Raw genomic sequence first — 18,471 nt, 5'->3', positions numbered from 1 at the left:
GAATCGGCGAGACCGCCTGAGAAGCTTGACTGGCGGAGAGAGGGGGATTCGAACCCCCGCAATGCCTTATGCAGCAAGGCTCTGCGGGGAGTTGCTGCGATGTTCGTGCGATTCTACTCAACGCGCTAGGCTGGCCTGCATCGCTACTGCCTTCTGGAACTTCTCCCGCTCCACCTCGTCGGGGTCATTCTGCTTGGCCTCGAAATAAATTCTAAGGAGATCGCGCAAAATCGCGGTAGCGGGCCGGCCCTCGACGAACGCAGCGGCCTTCAACATGTCCGCCTGCTCCCTCATCACGCGGATTTGCATTGATACGGTCTCTTGGCCCGTCTTAACGCCGTTCTTTATCTCGTCGCTGTTGAAGTGCTGCTTCATAAGCTCGACTAGATATCTCGCCCGCTCGCTATTCTGCTGCGCCTGCTTCGCTGCTTCCTTCGATACCTTTGCAAGCTCCTGCGCGGATGAGGGCCGATCTACTGACTTCCTGGGCATGATGCCTCCCGTACTTAAGCAATAGAGCAGTTTAGCAAGACAACGCTAGAGCGAACACTCTAAAACGCGCTCTTGCTGTACTTAAGCTTTGCAGATACGATGCGCCCAATGCTGTACTTAAGCTTTGAGTATAGCAGCGGAGAGGCTACCTAGAGCCGGCCACGTCAATAGCGAAGCTAGGGTGTCGCGGAGGGAATCCAATGCGAAGCCGGAATACAGCTAGTCCTAGCAGACCCGGCACGAATCGACGGTAGCGCAGTGCATGAGGAGCGCAAGCGGGCCGGCGAGGAAATCGGTTCGTCAAGGGCGATTCTTTAGCGAGTCTCCTTGCTTAACCGACTAGCCGTCCTAACGAAACATCCAGCGAGGTAGACCATGAATAACGTAGCGCAAGCAGTAGCAGCAATCCGGAAATCGCCCTCCTTCGCCCTCATGCTTGACGATGAGCCGGTAACTTTGGAGGCGCTCCAGCATGACATAGATGCGCTCGACGCAGCTTGGGACGCGCTGGACGATGCGCTTGAGTTCGCAGACGACATAGGCGATGCGCGGGAGGCCGAAAGCATTCGCACAGAGATTGCCGCGATGGAGATTGCCTACGTAGACGCTTGCAACCAGTTAGACGCCCTCAGGGCTGCATACGCGGCGGATTTCACGATATAAAATAGTGGACCGCTAAGGAGAGGACGCCCTCAAAGCTGCATACGCAGCGCCATTTCACGATATAAAATTGTCGAGGGCTTTGGAGAGGAGAACCTTTCCGAACGGGTAGGCATACCCGACGATGCCCCAGGTACGTGCAAGGCGAACCGCATCCCCACGATACAAAATACCCCACAGCTAAGGAGAGGACGCTCGTTCTCCATCCGCGCTCATTTGACGTATTCCATTGTCATCCCCGCGTGAGCTACCCCGTGTCCGTTCTCTTCGAGCGAATACCGGTAGCTCGTGTTCTTTTGTTAACCCTTGTTAATTTATATGCCCAACGAAGAAAACAAATACCCAAAGCCATATTCACGCGAGACAGTGATCGGCGCGAAGGTTTCCCCCCAGGTGCGAAAATCGCTGCGACAACTTGCGGCAGAGCAGGACCGCACAGTTAGCGCGCTCGTCAAAGACGCCGTGAGTCAATACCTGAGCAATCACGCGCGCTAATGGCTAACAACGCCACTACCGTTCGTGTAACCGCAGACGCATCCGGCTACACGGCAGAGATCGACAAGGCGCGGAAGTCCGCCGATGCCTTCATGCAAACCCAGGCCGCAGCAGCGGAGCGAGTCCGCGTAGCACAACAGGCCATCGCAGAGGCCGCGCAGAACGGCTCGAACGCATCTGCTAGGGCTATTAACAATTTTGTGTCACAGCTACAGCGCACAGCGGACCAAGCGGGTAAGACTCGTGCGGAGCTATTGCAGATGCGCGCGGCGCAATTGGGCATCGCCGACTCCGTATCGAGCTACGTTCGCCAGATCGACGAGGCGAGTAAGCATACACACGAATTCAGCCTGAATAGCTCGGGCGCACGGCGAGAACTGCTCGTACTCGCTCACGAGGCGTCCCAAGGAAATTGGACTCGCTTTGCGGGTTCTATGGGCGTGCTCGCGGAACGTACTGACGCGCTTAGCATGGTACTTAGCCCGGTCGGTCTCGGGTTTGGCGCGGCTGCGGCTGCTGCGGCGTTCTTCGTGACTCAAATCGTTAAGGGTTACGAGCAAGTAGAGGCGTTCAATCACGCCATTAGCAGCACGAACGGTTATATCGGACTCTCCGCTGGACAGATGGCGGAAATGTCTAACGGGTTGCAATCGAGCACCGCGCATCTTAGCGATGTGCGGGAAGCTATGGCCCAAGTCGCTGCGACAGGTGCATTCACTGCCGACGAGTTACAGCTTGCGACGCGTGCCGCGCTCGCTATGTCCTCGGATATCGGCATCGGTACCGATAAGGCGGCTGAATCGCTCGCACGCATCCAAGAGAACGTACTTGAATGGGTGGCGAAGTATCAGACGGCTCACCACGCATTTACGGCGGCGCAGGTCGAAGAGATAGATAACTTCGTCAAGCAAGGCAACGAGGCCGCAGCCGTTAAGGCAATCATGCGGGACCTGTCGGACGTGCATCAAAGGATTTCCGACGATGCCGACAAGCACATGGGTATCGTGCTCTCATGGTGGCATCAATGGGGCTCGATTATCGACCGGGTAAAGAACGCTATTCGTAGTATCGGCGTTCCGGACAGTATAGACAAGCAAGTAGGAGATCAATACGAGCGGTTTGCAGCAGCACAGCGTAACCTTAAGCAGCAGCAATCTATGGGTGCGTTCGGGAACGTCGCGAGCGCTCAACAAGCCCTCGACGTAGAAAAGAAGAAGCTCGATGTTCTACGACAGCAGCAGACCGTCGTAAATACGCAGCAGCGCGCACAAGAGGCCGCAGCGAAGGCAGGCGACGCCAAGGTAGCCGTTGACAGCTATCTACGCTCGGACAAGTATGCGAGCCCAAGCCAGAAGCACACGCTGGAGCTACAAGCGGAGGACACAGCCTTTAAGAAGGCTACCGCTGCTCTCGATAAGAACTCGAAGGACTATCAGGCAGCGTTAAAGCGGCACTATGATAACGTCGCCCAGATAAACGAAGAGTACGCGAAGAAAACAAAGAAGCACGGGAACTCCGCTGCGTTCTCCGGCATGCTCGCGCAAATGACCTCGGCTAACCAGCTTATCGAGGCTGAGGAGAAACGCCACGAGTCAGCGTTAAAGGCAGCGCGCAGCTTGGGCCTTATCGATGGCGAGACCTACCTTAGTCAGCTTGCAGCGATCCAGGAGCGCGCGCTCAATCAGGAGATCGCCAACGCCCAGAAGCGGGTAGATATTGCACGCGGCAAGCCGGAATCTGCCGCATACCAGGAAGCGCTACGGGACTTGCAGAAGCTCAAAGAGCAACGTGTAGACGTTGAGCGGAGCCTCAACGATTCGCTTTCCATGCTCCAGCAGCAGCGCATCCGGGATGTGCAGCGCTACGCATTGCGTTTGTCGAACGGCACGGAGCAGCAGGGATCGGTATATGCGAGCGCAGAGGCTACCCGATTCTCGACTACGCGCGAAAAAGCGGACTACGACGCGCGGCTAGAAATGGCTAAGCAGTACGCGGAATCAACCAAGGCCCTGTATGAGCAGTATGCTCTCGATCCGGCTAGCGATAAACAAAAATACGCGCTTGAGTTGCGAGCCTCGCAAGAGGCGTACGACGCACGCATGCAGCAATTGGAGGCATATCTCGCGCGCGAGAAGGAGGTCCGAGACAGCTACTCCGACCAGATGCACCTAGCGGTAGCGAAGCTAGGCGGCGACGGGGAGACAACCGCGCAGATGATGGCTACGGCCTTTACTACTGCGTGGCAGGACTCGGCGCGAGCGTTGGACGAGTTCGTTACCACAGGCAAAGGGAACTTTGCTCAGTTCACGTCAAGCATTCTCGCGGACCTTGCCAAGATAGCTTTGCATCAAGCAGAGATGCAGATGTTTCAAGCTATCGGAACCTCGTTCTTTGCGGACGGCGGCTCGTGCCGCGCGTCAATCAAGATGAGAACAGCGCGTCAATCAGGATGAGAATGCAGGCGCTGCGGCGGCGGTGACGGGCGTAGCCCGGAACCGGCGCCGCAGCGCCGCGCCGGGAGTGCTCGCCTTTAGCGCAGAGCCCTGTCGGTGGTCGCGGTGGATCGGGTATGAACGAGTCTTCCTTGCAAGGGAGGCTCGCCGTGCCCGGACGACACGTCAACGACCACCAGATGAGGCTCTACATGAAGTACAGACGCACGGAAGGACCGTCCACGGCGGCCGCACGCGCGGGATTTAGCGTGGCCACAGCCTATCGCATCGAACAGGATTTGCGGTTGCCGTCGCAGAAGAAGGCGCCGCGCGAGCGCCGACGTCCGGACCCGTTGGCCGAGATCTTTGACGCGGAGATTGTGCCGCTGCTGTGCTCTGCTCCGGGTATTCGGCCGGTGGCAGTGCTCGAGGAGATGCTTCGGCGACATCCGAGTTTGTCGCGCACGGTGCGACGAACATTGGAGCGACGCATCCGCGATTGGCGCGCGATGCATGGCGAGGAGCACGACGTCATCTTCCGCCAGGTTCATGAGCCCGGCCGACTCGGGCTGTCCGACTTTACCGACATGCAAAGCCTGGGCGTGAGCGTGGCGGGTGTCGCGCTGGATCACCGCCTGTACCACTTCCGTTTAGCCTGTTCGGGCTTCGAGCACGCTCACGTCATTCTCGGCGGCGAGAGCTATGTCGCGCTTGCCGAAGGGCTACAGAACGCGTTATGGGCGCTCGGTGGCGCGCCCCGCGAACACCGCAGTGACAGTCTGTCTGCGGCATTCCGCAATCTTGATCGCGAAGCACGCGACGATCTGACCACGCGTTACGAAGCGCTGTGCGCTCACTACGGCATGCAACCGACTCGCAACAACCGCGGCGTCGCCCATGAGAACGGCTCCATCGAGAGCCCGCACGGTCACCTCAAGAATGCCATCCGTGACGCGCTGCTGCTGCGCGGCAGTACCGAGTTCATCGATCTGGCCGACTATCGCCGCTTCGTCGATGAGATCGTCAGCCGCCAGAACGCGCGCAATGGCAAGCGCATCGAAGCCGAGCGGGCCTTCCTGCAACCGCTGCCGGGTCAGCGCACCAGCGACTACGAGGAAACGCGCGTATATGTGACCTCCACCGGCGGCTTCACTTTGCGCAAGGTGTTCTACACCGTCCCGTCGCGGTTGATCGGCCATCGGCTGCGCGTACGCCTATACGACGACCGACTTGAGTTGTTTCTGGGCGGCACAGCCTTGATGACGCTACGGCGCGGGCGTCCGGGCGTGAACGGCAAGCACGGACACGTCATTGACTATCGACACGTCATTCACGCGTTACGCCGCAAGCCAATGGCACTGATGAACCTGATCTACCGCGACCAACTGTTTCCGCGCGAGGCCTACCGATTGACGTTCGATCGCCTGTGCGAGCAACTGCCGCCGCGCACGGCATGCAAGACCATGGTGGAGCTGCTGAGCATGGCCCATGAGCGCGCCTGCGAGGCGCAATTGGCGCAGGATTTGGAGCAGTACCTCGCCCAGGGGCAATTGCCTGATCTACAAGCGCTGCGCTCGCGCTTCGCACCGGACCCGGCGAGTGTGCCGCACGTGCACGTGCAGCTCGCTTCGTTGCGCGATTACGAGGCCCTGCTCAGCTTCGATATGGAGGCCGCAGCATGAGCCACGACTTCGATGCTACCCGCGTGTCGCTGCTGCTCAGCGAATTGCGCCTGCCTGCCATCAAGCTCATGTGGCCGAGCTTCGCCGAACGCTCCGATAAGGAAGGCTGGCCTGCGGCGCGCCTACTGATGGCGCTGGCCGAACACGAGATCGCCGAGCGCGATCGACGCCGTATCGAACGTCACCTCGCGGACGCCAAACTGCTGCCGGGCAAGACGCTGGAGAACTTCGACTTCGACGCGGTGCCGATGGTGTCCAAGGCGCAAGTGTCGGCGCTATGCGCCGGCGACGGCTGGCTGCGAAACGGCGCCAATTTGATTCTGATGGGGCCGCCCGGAGGAGGCAAGTCGCACCTGTCGTCGGCGATCGGCTTGAGCCTCGTGGAGAAGGGTTGGAAGGTGCTGTTCGCTCGCACCTCCGATCTCGTCCAACGGTTACAGGTGGCGCGCCGCGAGTTGGCCCTGGAGTCGGCCATCAACCGGCTCGATCGCTTCGATCTGCTCATCCTGGACGATCTGGCATACGTCACCAAGGACCAAGCCGAAACGTCGGTGTTGTTCGAGCTGATCAGCGCCAGGTACGAGCGCCGTTCCCTTCTCATTACCGCCAATCAGCCCTTTGGCGAATGGAACAAGGTCTTCCCCGACCCGGCCATGACGCTGGCCGCCGTCGATCGGCTGGTCCATCACTCGACCATCTTCGAGCTGAACGTCGAAAGCTATCGCCGGCGTACCGCCTTGCAGCGCAAGCAGCAGGGACCAGGACGTCCCGCTAACTTCGCCACGCCGAACAATGTCGGCGTGCCGTCGCGCCAGGAGGATCAGTGATGAATATGGGCTCGCAACTGACGAGCGTAACGCGTGACGGCGCGCCCGATAACGCGGGCGAGAGGCCCGCTGGGCGCACTGCCGCACAACGGCAACGCGCGTATCGATTGCGGCGCAAACGCGCCGTCATCGATGCGATCGGGGACGAAGTCACCGCGTCACGCGTGACGCTGTTGACCTTGCTCGGGCAGGACTTAGCGGCGCTCGATACTGGGACCGTGGCGACGCCGCTGATCGAGGCCAAACGCCAGTCCGTCAAGCGCATCTTGACGGCCATCGTCACGCGTTACTCGATCGACCTCGCAGATTGACGCGCGGCGCTTGCCAGCGTCAATCAACGTCGGCATCATCAGCGTCACCGCGACATTCTCATCTTGTTTGTCGCGCGTCTCTCATCCAGATCGTCGCGCCATAGGCTCGGTAGGTCACTACGCTACCGGTGGCGCAATCAGCGGCCCCGGTACGGGCACAAGCGACAGTATTCCGGCCATGCTCTCTAACGGGGAGTTCGTCGTTAAGGCGTCGCAAGCCTCCCGGTATCGCGGGCTTCTGGAGTCGATCAATAACGGGCATCTTGCGCACTTTGCGGACGGCGGCTCGGTAGGCTCTGCGGTATCCGCCCCGGCTTCTGGTGGCGCTCCGGTATCAGTCACGGTACATAACAACGGGGGCGGCGGATTGAGTCAGCAGGACGCTAAGGAACTGCATACGCTCGTGTCTGCGTTCGTCGATAGAAAGATGGACCAGAAAATGAGATCGCAGGGGGGCTATGCCTACCAGATGAAGTACGGACAAATCTAATGTCGATAGGTCTGCAAGTATTTGACCCCTCCGGAAACGTTGTTCTCGACGCGACATATCGAGTACTGCGGATCGCCGGTAGTCGGTATCTCGATGGGACCACTTCCTCCCTGACGGATTCCCGGCTGTCCCAGGGCGCATTCCTCGGCTTCCAACCGGATATCACATGCGGAGACGGATATTTGTCCGGAGGCGTAATAGTCCCTTCGTTCTCGTTCAGCGGCACTACGTTGTCTTGGTACTACGCGCCAAAGAACAGTACACAGTACGACGTGTACCAAACCGGGATACTTGTCTACGGGGCTAGTTAAGCCGTAAAGCACCACATGTAAGCCCGCCAACTCCCGACCGGAGGACGGCGCGGCCCGTATCCATCGTCCGGTCACACCTCTTAATCTCAATAGGACAAAATTGGATAAATTTACCTCGTCTCTCGAAATCAAATCTGTTTCGACGGACGAACAACGCGTGTTGGTCGGCATCGCCAGCACGCCTACGCCAGATCGCGTCAAAGACGTTATCGAGCCGACGGGGCTTACGGCACGCGGCAATATTCCGCTTCTCCTCGGCCATGATGCTGATAAACCGGTAGGAACCGTGACATTCGGTACGCCGACCGCTAAGGGCCTTCCGTTTACCGCGCGCATTGCAAAGGTTGATGAAGAAGGCGAAGTAAAGACCCGTACCGACACCGCTTGGCATTCTGTCAAGAGCGGACTTATCAAGGGCGTAAGTATCGGCTTCATTCCGAAGGAGTCTAAAGCGCTACCGAACGGCGGTACGCACTTCACAAAGGCGGAGGTCCATGAGCTTTCGCTTACCGCCATCCCCTGCAATCCCGAAGCAACTATCACGGCATTCAAGGCCGCCCCCGAAACTAACAATAAGGACCGAATGAACCGGAACACCTTGGCCGAACAAATCCGCAAGGCCGTAGCCATGTCGCCCGCGCAAGCCATTATCGAGGCGACGAATACCAAAGCCGCCGTACCGGCCAGCACGACGAGTAACACGCCTGCCCTGTATTACCCGAGTCAAACGCCCGGGGTTCTCCTCCCGCCGGTTACGAACGCTATCGTTACGGCGTTGGCCAGCCTTGGGGCTCCGCAGTTGCCGCCGAACGTCCGTATTCTGACGCAAGGTGCGCTGCTCCAGGCTTCCGAAATCGAAGAAGGCGAGCCCTACCCCGCCGCTGCGCCGTCCGTTGATTTTGCGCTTACGTCGCGCCGAAAATTTGGGCTGATTCTCGCATTTAATGACGTGCTGTTTGCCGCGAACAACTTTAACGATTCCGTCGTCCAGTACGTGCAGAACCAACTTGAGCACGCGGCGAACAATGCGACCGACGCGTTCATGGTAGCGCTTATGACCTCCAACGGCACGGCAGCTAACAGCGTCGCTGCGGCTATCGCGGCCTTTGCGGGAGACCTCCGTACGGCGTGTTGGATCGGCAGTCCGGAGACGCTTACAACGCTCCAGGATGCGGCTAACCCAGACATTGGCCCACGCGGGGGCACATACAGAACGCTCCCCGCTATCGCATCTCTCGCTGTGCCCGCAGGCAAGCTGATTTTGCAGGACGTACAGCGCATCGCAGTGTTCGATGGGCCTGAGATCATCGAGCGTAGCAACGAAGCAAGTATCGTTATGGACACCACCCCGACGAATGCGGCGAGCGCGCCAGTAAGCATGTTCCAACAGAACATGACGGCCCTAAAAATCACAAAGTTCGCGGACGCGAATATTTTGGCGGCCCCGCAAATCATTACCCTCGCCTAATCCCTGGCCCTTCGGGGCCACTCTCCGTAAGGTATCCATTGAGGCTCTTTAAACCCAAAGCGGCGTCTAATTCCTCGACGCGCGCTTCATACAGCTTTAGATTTCCCGCCGATGCACGCAACCCGGACGGCTCATATCGTGCAACGCCCTCTGCTCCCGAGCTTTCCGTAGCCGTTAGCCGGGTAGCACATGAGGTTGCCCGCCTCCGTGCCCTCAAGGCCACGGGCGACGGTTGCCGTAAAGCAAACCTGCTTCGTCCGGCCATTGAGAAGGCCCGCGATGCTGTGGACACCGCGTCCAAAACGTTGGAGCGTAAGCGCGCACAAGGCCGCGCCGGAATCATCGAGGTTGCGGAAGTTTCAGTCGCGCACGATGAGTACACGCAGCGGTACGCCGCCCTGCGCGCGCTGCTCGAAGAATCTCGGCAACGGGACGAAGCCGACCGCGCAACAGCAGAACTAAGCCGCCTTCTGGAGGCCCTGCAATGAGCATTCAAGAGCTACGCGACGAGGCCGAACGTATTCGCACTGCATTTGTGAACGCGGTCGAGAAAGGAAAAGACGGAAAGGCACTCGCCGAGCGTTATGCCGAACTCCAGCGGCAGATAGTGGCGCGCGTCGCGACGGGTCAGAACTGAAAACATGGGCGGCGCGTGCCGCCCCCTATCCATAAGGAATCCCAATTAATACAAATACTCGGGAAGCACACGACGCCCCGCCGTTCGTGCTGCATGAATCCCTCAACGAGGCTGAACTTAACGCACTCGTTTCCGCCCTAGACGCAGATATCAGACGACTCCGGGGACTGATTGACCAGTACGCAGCTATCCGCGACAAGGCGCAGCATCGGCTTATCAGCTTGCAGATTGAGGACGAGCGCGAATGAGCCGCGTGCAACTGCTGGAGTGTTGCCGCCTACTGCACATCCCGGTAGAGATTCGGCGGAGTGGCAAGCGCGGGAGCAAAGACAATAACTGGCTCCGGACGGACATTATCGAACGCACGTACGGGCCTGGGTTGGACTGGCGGTTCAAGTCCGCCGCTGAGGCCGATAAGACCATGTTGCGCATCGCGGAGGCCAGTACGGGCGGTCTCGGCGCGGCTCTGAAACTGGCACAACAGGCGCTACGCGGCGCTATGACGGAAACCGTCGAACTCCGCCGACTACAAGCGCTCAAGCGTCGTAAGTGGGACGAGGAAAGAAGGCTTACGAGAAGCATCGCGCATTGGTTCGGCATGTGCGATGCCGCCCAACGCCTGCATGAGGTTGAGGTAGGGATGCGCGGCGCCGGATATGACCTTAGCTCGGTTGAGGCAGATGCGCAGGCGCTTATCCGAGAACAGTACGGGCGGTACGTTGAGTCGACGACCGCCGCGAGAATTGGGAAATGACGACTAAAGCACAGCACCTTAAAGCCATCCTTGCAGTGCGCATGGAATGGACCGATCAAGACAAGCTGCTAGCCGAACAATTAGCAGGTATCCGGCAGAAGCTTGATGTAGAGCGACGCAAAGCGACCCGAGCCCCGGCTACGGTTCCCACGGCAGCGGGCGGCGAGAAGCCTAACCCGGTATTCGCCGTCATCGACCGTATGGCGAAGCAAGAAGGGCAATTAACCCGCCGCTTGCGCCTTGGGGCGGTTCGCACCGCTGGCGGACAGTACCAAGCCAACAACAGCCCGGTCGAGGTCCGTAAGCAGCTATGGGAGAAGCACGGCGAGAGTTGCCGCTTGAACCTGATTCCCGGACTGTGGCGGCATGTAGTCCGAGAGGCAGGCGTCGAGATTGAGGAGGACTCTATCGGGTGGCCGGATAGTCCCTTGGGGCTACCTGTAAAGCCTGTCAACTCCTAACGGATCGATTTCGGCCGCATTCCTTACCTATCAAGCCATTCCGACCGAGATACCCTCGAAAAAAGTGCAATTTTGCTTTTAGCGATATTTCGAATGAGACCGGTCGGTGTCGGGCCGGGCAGCCTCCGCAAATCGACCTACCCCGCCCTTTGCTACATACCTCTATCGTCCACTGGGAAGCTCTCAGACCGGATGAGAGGGACCGGGGAGTACCAAGAGCTACCCGAACCAGCCAGCCGCTCAGACCGGCTTTAATCGAATCGCTTTAATGGAGACCGTTGCTCTACGACAAAGACGACGCTGGATGCGAACCAAACGCGTACCAGCCAACACCTAGGTACCTCCCTTGGGGACCGGATACAACGCTGATACGAGTCCCTAAGTTGCTACTCAAGGCCGCAGGATGGCGGAAGACAAGCCAACCCGTCACCCGCTTATCGGTGAAGGCGTATGTGGATACGGAAACTGGAGAAATAATCAAGAAGCGAGACATGTATAAGTCCAGGTGTCCTGTTCCGCAGAATGCTAGCCTTCGACTTATCGAACAGCTTTCGATAATTAACTCCCTGGGAAGGAAAGCCAAGGACTTATGCGTATTCTTATTGAGGATGAGAAATAGCCGAGGATCGTTCGTACTGCCGTTAGACGAGCTTATCGACGGATACATAAACCGCAACGGAAAAGTCACTCGTATAGGTAGGTCGAGAAAGCAACATTACGAATTGATAGGCCAGATAGCAGCAGCGGGAGTCATTGCCCAGGAGCAAGCATTAGGGAGTCTGTTCCAAAAGCATGCGAAGTTGACACCGCAGGCGGTACTGGAAGAATCCGCGATCTACTATGCTTGGCCCGGCATCTTTCACGGTAGGGCTATCTGGTCGCTCTGAGTCTTCGACTCGCAAAGTGCATATTACTATAAGCAATCGGCCGGAAACCCTTGTCGCGCCTGAAAAGTGCCTTCTAAAAGTTGGCTTTTTGAGCCAAGTTTTTGATGGGCACTGAGCGGACCGAACACTGTGCAGGACTTCTTCAATGTCGGCGATTGGGCCATTGTGTCAAGAATTTTGCTAGGCATACCCGAAAGTCATCGTAGCGAGCGCGAAACGCATTGTGCTTTCTATCAGGGCTTGGCTACACTGATAATTTTGACGAGTGGCGCGCGGAAATGGATAAAGACATTAGGAGGATTATTCAGAAAGCGAAAAATAATGGCCGGCTTCCAGATATGCGCAAGCCAGCATTGACGGACGAGTACACGCCTCCGGCTGCGGGCATTGCTAGGGCGCGGCTCGTCGGCTACTTCGAGCTTGGCACACACGAGGAGGAATTCGAGGGACGCGAGCGCGACCGCGAAAAGGTTGATCTGATTTTTGAACTGAGCGGACCGAACCACGAGCCGCGTAAGCTGGACGACGGCACGCTTGTTCCTATCCGCGTTACGGTACAGGAGACTCTCAGCCTGGAGGCCGATGCGTCGTTCTTCAAGCTGTTCGCCGCGATGAATTACGCGGGCAAGGCTACGCACATGGCGGAATTGCTTGGTGAGCCGTTTATCGTCGAGGTATTCCACAAAAAGAGCACAGACGGCAAGAAAGTCTACGCGAACCTCAAAGGACCGAACGGCTACAACGTCAAGGGCACGACGGTACAGGACCCTCTCTCGGGTAAGCCTATCGTTATCGATGTTCCCGCAGCGCTGACCGAGCTTAAGGCTTTCATCTGGGATATCGCCGATAAGGAAATGTGGGACAGTATCTTTATCGAGGGCGAGTGGGAGGAGAAGAAGGACGCAGAGGGTAAGGTAGTCTCGCCGGCCCGCTCTAAGAACGTCATCCAGGAGAAAATCAAGCAGGCTAAGAACTGGAAAGCGCATCCGCTCGCAGCATCGCTGCGTTAGGACTGGGTACGCGCGTAATGGCATTGAGCATACCCGATATGCTAGTTGTTCGAAGCTAGCAGCCTATCGATAGCCTCGATTGGGATCAAGGCGGCAGCGTTGAGTCGGACCTTGTTATCGAGCAACATACGTCGGACTGTCGGACGGCTGCGCCCGATCATAGCAGCAGCCTGGGTAATGTTGACGTGGGGCGGACGGGGATGCCGCGCTGCGTAAATTTCGACGGCCTTTGTAGCGATGCGGATAGCTTCCATCTCGGTCATTAAACCACCTCAAGTAGCGTCTGATAACGACGTATTTTTATATCGAATCAAATCGTTTGTAAAGGAGTTCGAGTTGCCGGTTCGGCTCCGGTTTGCGGCACCAGTCAGGATTATCAATAAAGGCTCTACGTCTCGTGTGCGTAGTTATGAAGCAATATGGGGAGTACGCATTGACACATAAATTTTTTCGATCAGATCGAGTGGGCGCATAACTTGGGCGTCCGATTCCTTACTATTCGTAAATTCTCTCAAGAAAGCGGATATACAGAGGACGCGATTCGAACAAAGATCAATCGCGCGGTTTGGTTGGAGGGTGAAGTATGGATTAAGGCCCCAGATGGGCGGCAACTTATCGACGTGCGAGGATACGAATCATGGGTAGAGACGGGAGGGGTGTTAGGAAGGTTTCGGACAGCAGTATTCAAATCTCCTTCACATACAGGGGCGTAATCTGTCGCGAGCGGCTGCGTATCAAGCCTACTACAGCAGGCCTGAAACAAGCGGAGTTGCTCCGCGCCGAGATTCTCCTATCGATAGCTCGCGGTACGTTCAACTATGCTCGCGTATTTCCAGAATCCCCGCGAGCCGCAACTTTCGCAGAGTTCCGAGGAGAGGTGCAGACCGTATCGGACTATCTGGAGGCTTGGCTAGAGCGTCAAAGGAAGTTCCTAAAGGCGAGCACCGTAGACGGATACCGCAAAGTAATCGAGTACCTACTTATCCCGCAGTTCGGCAAACGGCATCTAAGCGACCTGACGCGCGCCGATTTCCGAGATTGGCTGGACAAGCTGGATTGCGGAAACAAGCGCCTCGCAAACATTCAAAGCGTAGCGCGCAAAGCATTCGAGGACGCGGTACAGGATGAGCCCCCGCTCATGGAAAAGAACCCGCTGCACGGCTGGACGTACCGCAGGAGAGAGGAACCCAAGGAACAGGACGAAGTGGACCCGTTCACAGCGGAGGAGCAGCGGGCGATTATTGGCACTCTCCCCGCACAGGCGGCGAACATGGTTCGGTTTGCGTTCTAGACGGGCCTCCGCACCTCCGAACTTATCGCGCTCGATTGGTCCGACGTAGATTGGCGACGCGGCGTCGTCGTGATCCGCCGAGCGCTTACGCAAACCGCCACCGAAGCAGAGGACACGAAGACAAAATCCAGTCGCCGAGAAGTCAAGCTACTGCCTCCCGCCCTCGCCGCCCTGGAGGCTCAGAAAGAACACACGCTACTCGCCGGCAACGAGGTATTCCAGGACCCAAGGAACCGCGCCAGATGGGCGGGAGACTCGCCGGTTAGGATTGTGTGGACGCGTGCGCTCAAGCAAGCCAAGGTGCGCTACAGAAAGCCATATCAGACACGGCATACGTACGCGTCGATGATGCTCTCGGCGGGCGAACATCCGATGTGGGTAGCTAGGCAGATGGGGCACTCCAACCAGAACACGACGGTGCGTATCTATGCGCGGTGGATGCCGAGTGCAGACCCGGATGCGGGCGGAAAAGCGGTAGAGAGATTCGCTTCGGAGATGCTGCGATTGTCGTGCGATTCTGAGCCGAATTCAGCCGAAAATAGCTGAATAAATCGCAGCCTCAGAATCAGAAAGGCTTGATTTATAAGGGTTTCCTGGCGGAGAGAGGGGGATTCGAACCCCCGATAGGCTGTTAAAACGTACAGTTTTCGGCCGCCCGTGGCCGCCACGTAAGCCCTCTACGCTTCGAGCATGGGTCATAGAATTCCCTCATAGTGCCTCGTAAGTGCTTGATTCGTTTACTTCCGACCCACCCGAATAACCCACCCTTCAAGCTACTTTGCAGGCTTTACCTTCTCAGGCTTGCGACGATAGAAACGTCGCGTCGTGCGGCTATCGGCATGCGAAAGCAGCGCTTGCGCGTGATCGAGCGATTCGGCGTCGCTGGCCACTTTCGCACGTATGTCGTGCTCGTGGAAGGGCTCCGTCACCTTCGTCTCGCTCAACACACGCGCCATGAAATTCGACCATAGCGACTCCCACCCGCCGGCGCGACCCGTTTCCTCGTTGATGTAGCATTCGCCTCTCATGTTGCAGAAGAGCCATGGCGAGATGTCGACCGGCCGCGCGGCGATCGCGCAGGCTACGGCCGCACGCAATTCATCGGTCCATTCGTAGATCGTGCGTTTGCCAGTCTTCTTGGCCGTCTTGTGCCGCTGGATATGAATGCCGTCGTCTTTGAAGTCGACCGCCGGCCGCAAGCGCAACAGATCGCCACGCGCCATGCCGGTCAGTAGCTTCAGGCGAATGTAGGCCTGCGCCGCGCGTACGCTGCCCTTCTTGCGCCGCGATTGAAGGCTGAGGCACTCATTGATCTCCCAATCCTCCACGTAGCGTGTGCGCGGCTCATCCCCTTCGAAACGTAGTTGCCACGCGAATGGATGTCGGTCGATATAGCCCCACTCGACCGCTTTGGTCAGGGCGTGCGATAGCACTTCAATTTCGCGTTTCGCCCCCGTCTTGACTGATCCTCGCTTGCGGACGTATCCATAAATGATCGTCGGCTTTAGAGAATCGAGTGGTGCAACCCCGAGCAGTTCTCGCAACTGCTTCATTGCCGCGAAATTTTGCTGGCGGGTGGTCGGCGCCTTCGTAGGAACGACCTCAAGCGCATACTGGTCCAGCAGTTGATTGACATTGCGGATCTTGTCCAGCCGCCCTACCCGTTCGCCCCAGACCTTGTATGCCTCGGGCAGCGTCGCGCCGAGGCGAAACTTCTTCTTTCCATCCCACGCCGCTTCGAGCCCGGGCGGCACAAGGTAATAGTATGCCCCGTGGTGCAGCTTCCACCGCGTCGGGAGCCCCAGGTTTTCCTTTTTTCGTGGCCGCGGCATCGTTACATCCAGGCAGGTTGCCACTCCATTTTAGGCTTGGCTGTCTTCTCGCCAAAGAGGCGCTCGACATGAGAGCGCAGCACGGCTATCGAGCCATCCGGCCGGATCTTGTGCTGTACGCCCATGCCGTTGAGCGCGCGCACGCGCGCGGCGTTCTGCCGCTTGCCAGTGAGTTCCGTCAGTTCGTCTTCGGTCAGGAACATGGATTACATCTCCAACGTAAAAGGCTTGGGCCGCGTGCTCGCGGCAATGTAAAGCGGGTGTTTCGGGCTGCCGTCCTTGTTCAGACCGAGGTGATAGAGTTTGTTGCGCATCCCAACGAGCCGGACGATGCGCAGGACTTCGGTGGCGCGCGCCGCGGCGGCCGGGTGAGCGCCCCAGGCACAGATGACCGTGTGTGCTTGGTCTATCGCGTCGAGGATTGCGCCGTCCGCCGTCACACTGCCGCGAGTCGGTCCGATGGGATCCGGATGCGTCAGCAGCTTGTCCGGATCGGTCGCGCGCAAAGGGAATAGGTTCGCCACCTCGAGCCGCCCAAATCCGCCGGCGATTGCGCGCGAGAGGCACCGGGTGATCGTCGCGTCGTCCGTTACATGGTCGGCCGTCGACGGGTTCAGCATCAGGAAGGCCAATGTCGGACGCACGCGGTCCCATTCGCGCCAGAGGCGGTATCGGTAGGTGCCGCAGTCGCTGATCTGGGCGCCGCGCTGCATGATCAGGTCGGAATTGTCGGTCAGGTACTGCATCAGAAAAGCGCCCCCTGTTCGATGGTGGGCGCCGGCGCGTTGTGTTTTGACGCAACTGGCCCCGAAGCCGATATATCGATCTGCTGCGAGTCTGATTTGCCTTCATACACTGTGCCGCCAGCTTTCAGGCTTGCCACCAGCCCGCATATCGCGTCGTAGGCACTCACATAGGCCGTCGGCTTGCCCGGCACGAACCAGCCCGCGTTATGCGGTATGTCGTCGTTGCGCACGCAGCCCAGTTCACGCGCGAGCTCGCCGAGCGCGGCCTCCGCGCTCCCGAGCAACTTTGCCGACGGTGGTGTCGCAAGCTCCGGGTGCGTTAGCACATAGCCTGTCACCACGTAGCTGCAGCGCTCTTCGACTCGGGCGGCCTTTGCATTCGTGAGCGCTATCACGTGCTCAAGGTCAGGTTGCATCGGGCACCTCATCGCCGTAGTGGTTGGCCACTTTCGCGCGCATCGCGGCGATGAGCGGGGATGCGTCGAACCCGAGCCATCTGAATTCGAGCATCGATCCGTTCTCAGTTTCAATGAGGCCGGCCATCCACTCTCCCTTCATCGGCTGCCAAGCAACCGTGATCCGCTCGCGCTCGATGATCGGGCCGCCGTGGGCCCACTCGCTCGAATAGGCGTGCGCGGGAATAGCGAACGACGCAGTCTCGTGCGTCATGCCTTCGCAGCGTGCGACCCAATAGTCGAGCAGCGCGCCGCTCAGTTCGCTCACCTTCATGCCTCGACCCTCCTAAATTCCACCACCCAGACGAATGGATTGACGCTCCACCCATAGCCACGTGCGGCGTTGAGGCTATCCCACAGCCCTTGGTATTTCGCGACGCATCCTTCGACCGGATCGACGCGGCGCGCGGCGCGGCGCGGATCTGGAATCCCTTCGGCGATCGCATCTTCCCAACTGATCTCCTGCAACCGCTCGATGCGCACGCCGGTTACTTCGAGCGTGGTGCGCGACGCAGCGCGCGGCATGAAGATCGCCGGCCGTTTCCACCAACCCGGCAACACGCCGCCGCGGCCATTTGCCAACGGGACGTCTGGATTATCGGCTGCGTATTGGTACGCGCGATCACACTCGGTCGTCATGTCGACGAAGTGCCATTCATCGCGGCCCTTCTTGGCGCTATAACGCGTTTCCCAACGTCCATAGGCGAAGAACGTCTCGCGCACCGATAGGTGGTCGCCGGCGTAACCATATGGACTCAGATCGTTTTCCTGAAGAGCGACATATTCGGGTGTAAAGTTCGCATGGTTCAGCAGCTCAAGCGGAAAGCCCTTCACCACTCGCCGCGTTTGCGTTTTTCGTCCGTCGCGCACGGCGCGGATCATCGCGCCGCTGAAGAGGATTGGGCGTTCTTTCATCATTCCCCCTTAGCCGACGCGCGGGCGAGAAGTACGCGATGTTGCTCAAGCGCTTCCATTGCGGAGTCCCACCATTTCGATACCGTCGCGTTGTCCTCGCAGGACAACAAAAGACACTCTAGCTCAAGCGCCAAGCGCTTTGCGTCGGCTTCGAAATCCTCCCGCTTGCTCTCGGCTGGCTGCGCATCATCCGTTTTTGTCAGCGGGCAAAGTGCATGGCCGTATTCGTCCATCATGACGCCACCTTTGTGGACGCATTGCCCGGCTGCAAGCGCGAAATTCGCCGCTTCGAGTTCGGCCATCTTCGCCCCGTTA

General features: G+C 58.5%; 22 protein-coding genes and 1 pseudogene. 15 read left to right on the top strand and 8 right to left on the bottom strand.

The window, feature by feature from the left end:
- Positions 1-117: 117 nt before the first annotated feature.
- Positions 118-492, bottom strand: coding sequence for a hypothetical protein (locus ACR9ZC_RS14150; RefSeq protein WP_481580772.1), 375 nt, complete (start codon positions 490-492; stop codon positions 118-120).
- A gap of 375 nt (positions 493-867) precedes the next feature.
- Here ACR9ZC_RS14150 and ACR9ZC_RS14145 point away from each other — a divergent pair, with 375 nt between their 5' ends.
- The 15 genes and pseudogenes from ACR9ZC_RS14145 to ACR9ZC_RS14075 form a co-directional block, all read left to right on the top strand.
- Complete coding sequence (locus ACR9ZC_RS14145; RefSeq protein WP_481580771.1) at positions 868-1,155, top strand: hypothetical protein; 288 nt, start codon at positions 868-870, stop codon at positions 1,153-1,155.
- Between the two features lie 315 nt (positions 1,156-1,470).
- Positions 1,471-1,647 carry a ribbon-helix-helix domain-containing protein gene (locus tag ACR9ZC_RS14140; protein WP_173262829.1) on the top strand — a complete coding sequence of 59 codons (177 nt, stop codon included), beginning with the start codon at positions 1,471-1,473 and terminating at the stop codon, positions 1,645-1,647.
- Positions 1,647-4,100 carry a phage tail length tape measure family protein gene (locus ACR9ZC_RS14135; RefSeq protein WP_481580770.1) on the top strand — a complete coding sequence of 818 codons (2,454 nt, stop codon included), beginning with the start codon at positions 1,647-1,649 and terminating at the stop codon, positions 4,098-4,100. Before ACR9ZC_RS14140 ends, ACR9ZC_RS14135 begins: the two co-directional genes overlap by 1 nt.
- Positions 4,101-4,249: 149 nt before the next feature.
- The gene (istA, locus tag ACR9ZC_RS14130) at positions 4,250-5,761 is read left to right on the top strand and encodes an IS21 family transposase (RefSeq protein WP_481582621.1); all 1,512 of its coding nucleotides are present in this window, start codon (positions 4,250-4,252) and stop codon (positions 5,759-5,761) included.
- Positions 5,758-6,588, top strand: a complete 831-nt coding sequence (gene istB, locus ACR9ZC_RS14125) for an IS21-like element helper ATPase IstB (RefSeq protein WP_481579903.1) — start codon at positions 5,758-5,760, stop codon at positions 6,586-6,588. Before istA ends, istB begins: the two co-directional genes overlap by 4 nt.
- A complete protein-coding gene (locus ACR9ZC_RS14120) occupies positions 6,588-6,899 on the top strand; it encodes a hypothetical protein (RefSeq protein WP_481579904.1) in 312 nt (103 codons plus the stop codon). The genes istB and ACR9ZC_RS14120 overlap by 1 nt, the downstream gene beginning before the upstream one ends.
- A 10-nt stretch (positions 6,900-6,909) precedes the next feature.
- A complete protein-coding gene (locus tag ACR9ZC_RS14115; protein WP_481580769.1) occupies positions 6,910-7,389 on the top strand; it encodes a hypothetical protein in 480 nt (159 codons plus the stop codon).
- A 411-nt stretch (positions 7,390-7,800) separates the two neighbouring features.
- Positions 7,801-9,168, top strand: coding sequence for an HK97 family phage prohead protease (locus ACR9ZC_RS14110; RefSeq protein ID WP_481580768.1), 1,368 nt, complete (start codon positions 7,801-7,803; stop codon positions 9,166-9,168).
- A gap of 284 nt (positions 9,169-9,452) precedes the next feature.
- A complete protein-coding gene (locus tag ACR9ZC_RS14105; protein ID WP_481580767.1) occupies positions 9,453-9,656 on the top strand; it encodes a hypothetical protein in 204 nt (67 codons plus the stop codon).
- On the top strand, positions 9,653-9,805 hold the full coding sequence (locus ACR9ZC_RS14100) for a hypothetical protein (RefSeq protein WP_481580766.1): 153 nt from the start codon (positions 9,653-9,655) through the stop codon (positions 9,803-9,805). The genes ACR9ZC_RS14105 and ACR9ZC_RS14100 overlap by 4 nt, the downstream gene beginning before the upstream one ends.
- A gap of 244 nt (positions 9,806-10,049) precedes the next feature.
- Positions 10,050-10,559: a hypothetical protein gene (locus tag ACR9ZC_RS14095; protein ID WP_481580765.1), complete on the top strand. Its 510-nt coding sequence runs from the start codon at positions 10,050-10,052 to the stop codon at positions 10,557-10,559.
- Positions 10,556-11,020 carry a hypothetical protein gene (locus tag ACR9ZC_RS14090; RefSeq protein ID WP_481580764.1) on the top strand — a complete coding sequence of 155 codons (465 nt, stop codon included), beginning with the start codon at positions 10,556-10,558 and terminating at the stop codon, positions 11,018-11,020. The genes ACR9ZC_RS14095 and ACR9ZC_RS14090 overlap by 4 nt, the downstream gene beginning before the upstream one ends.
- A gap of 1,165 nt (positions 11,021-12,185) precedes the next feature.
- Entirely contained in the window at positions 12,186-12,917 is a 732-nt protein-coding gene (locus ACR9ZC_RS14085; RefSeq protein ID WP_481580763.1) for a hypothetical protein, read from the top strand.
- A gap of 637 nt (positions 12,918-13,554) precedes the next feature.
- A complete protein-coding gene (locus ACR9ZC_RS14080; protein ID WP_481580762.1) occupies positions 13,555-14,208 on the top strand; it encodes an Arm DNA-binding domain-containing protein in 654 nt (217 codons plus the stop codon).
- A 12-nt stretch (positions 14,209-14,220) separates the two neighbouring features.
- Positions 14,221-14,754 (top strand): annotated as a pseudogene (locus tag ACR9ZC_RS14075) (site-specific integrase); the annotation flags it as partial.
- A 227-nt stretch (positions 14,755-14,981) separates the two neighbouring features.
- Here the strand turns inward: ACR9ZC_RS14075 and ACR9ZC_RS14070 are convergent.
- Genes ACR9ZC_RS14070 through ACR9ZC_RS14040 form a run of 7 tightly spaced genes read right to left on the bottom strand, consistent with a single transcriptional unit; the run spans position 14,982 to position 18,458 of the window.
- On the bottom strand, positions 14,982-16,040 hold the full coding sequence (locus tag ACR9ZC_RS14070) for a tyrosine-type recombinase/integrase (protein WP_481580761.1): 1,059 nt from the start codon (positions 16,038-16,040) through the stop codon (positions 14,982-14,984).
- A 2-nt stretch (positions 16,041-16,042) separates the two neighbouring features.
- Positions 16,043-16,243, bottom strand: coding sequence for a DUF4224 domain-containing protein (locus tag ACR9ZC_RS14065; RefSeq protein ID WP_481580760.1), 201 nt, complete (start codon positions 16,241-16,243; stop codon positions 16,043-16,045).
- Between the two features lie 3 nt (positions 16,244-16,246).
- Positions 16,247-16,786, bottom strand: a complete 540-nt coding sequence (locus ACR9ZC_RS14060) for a DUF1643 domain-containing protein (protein ID WP_481580759.1) — start codon at positions 16,784-16,786, stop codon at positions 16,247-16,249.
- Entirely contained in the window at positions 16,786-17,202 is a 417-nt protein-coding gene (locus ACR9ZC_RS14055) for a hypothetical protein (protein WP_481580758.1), read from the bottom strand. The genes ACR9ZC_RS14060 and ACR9ZC_RS14055 overlap by 1 nt, the downstream gene beginning before the upstream one ends.
- The gene (locus ACR9ZC_RS14050; protein WP_481580757.1) at positions 17,192-17,515 is read right to left on the bottom strand and encodes a phage protein NinX family protein; all 324 of its coding nucleotides are present in this window, start codon (positions 17,513-17,515) and stop codon (positions 17,192-17,194) included. Before ACR9ZC_RS14050 ends, ACR9ZC_RS14055 begins: the two co-directional genes overlap by 11 nt.
- Positions 17,512-18,156, bottom strand: coding sequence for a hypothetical protein (locus ACR9ZC_RS14045; protein ID WP_481580756.1), 645 nt, complete (start codon positions 18,154-18,156; stop codon positions 17,512-17,514). The genes ACR9ZC_RS14050 and ACR9ZC_RS14045 overlap by 4 nt, the downstream gene beginning before the upstream one ends.
- Positions 18,156-18,458 carry a hypothetical protein gene (locus ACR9ZC_RS14040; protein ID WP_481580755.1) on the bottom strand — a complete coding sequence of 101 codons (303 nt, stop codon included), beginning with the start codon at positions 18,456-18,458 and terminating at the stop codon, positions 18,156-18,158. Before ACR9ZC_RS14040 ends, ACR9ZC_RS14045 begins: the two co-directional genes overlap by 1 nt.
- Between the last annotated feature and the right edge of the window lie 13 nt (positions 18,459-18,471).

The sequence above is a fragment of the Trinickia sp. HAY1-2D genome, from assembly GCF_056754935.1.
The sequence above is the reverse complement of the archived record's forward strand: the minus strand, read 5'-3'. Positions and strand labels throughout refer to the sequence as shown.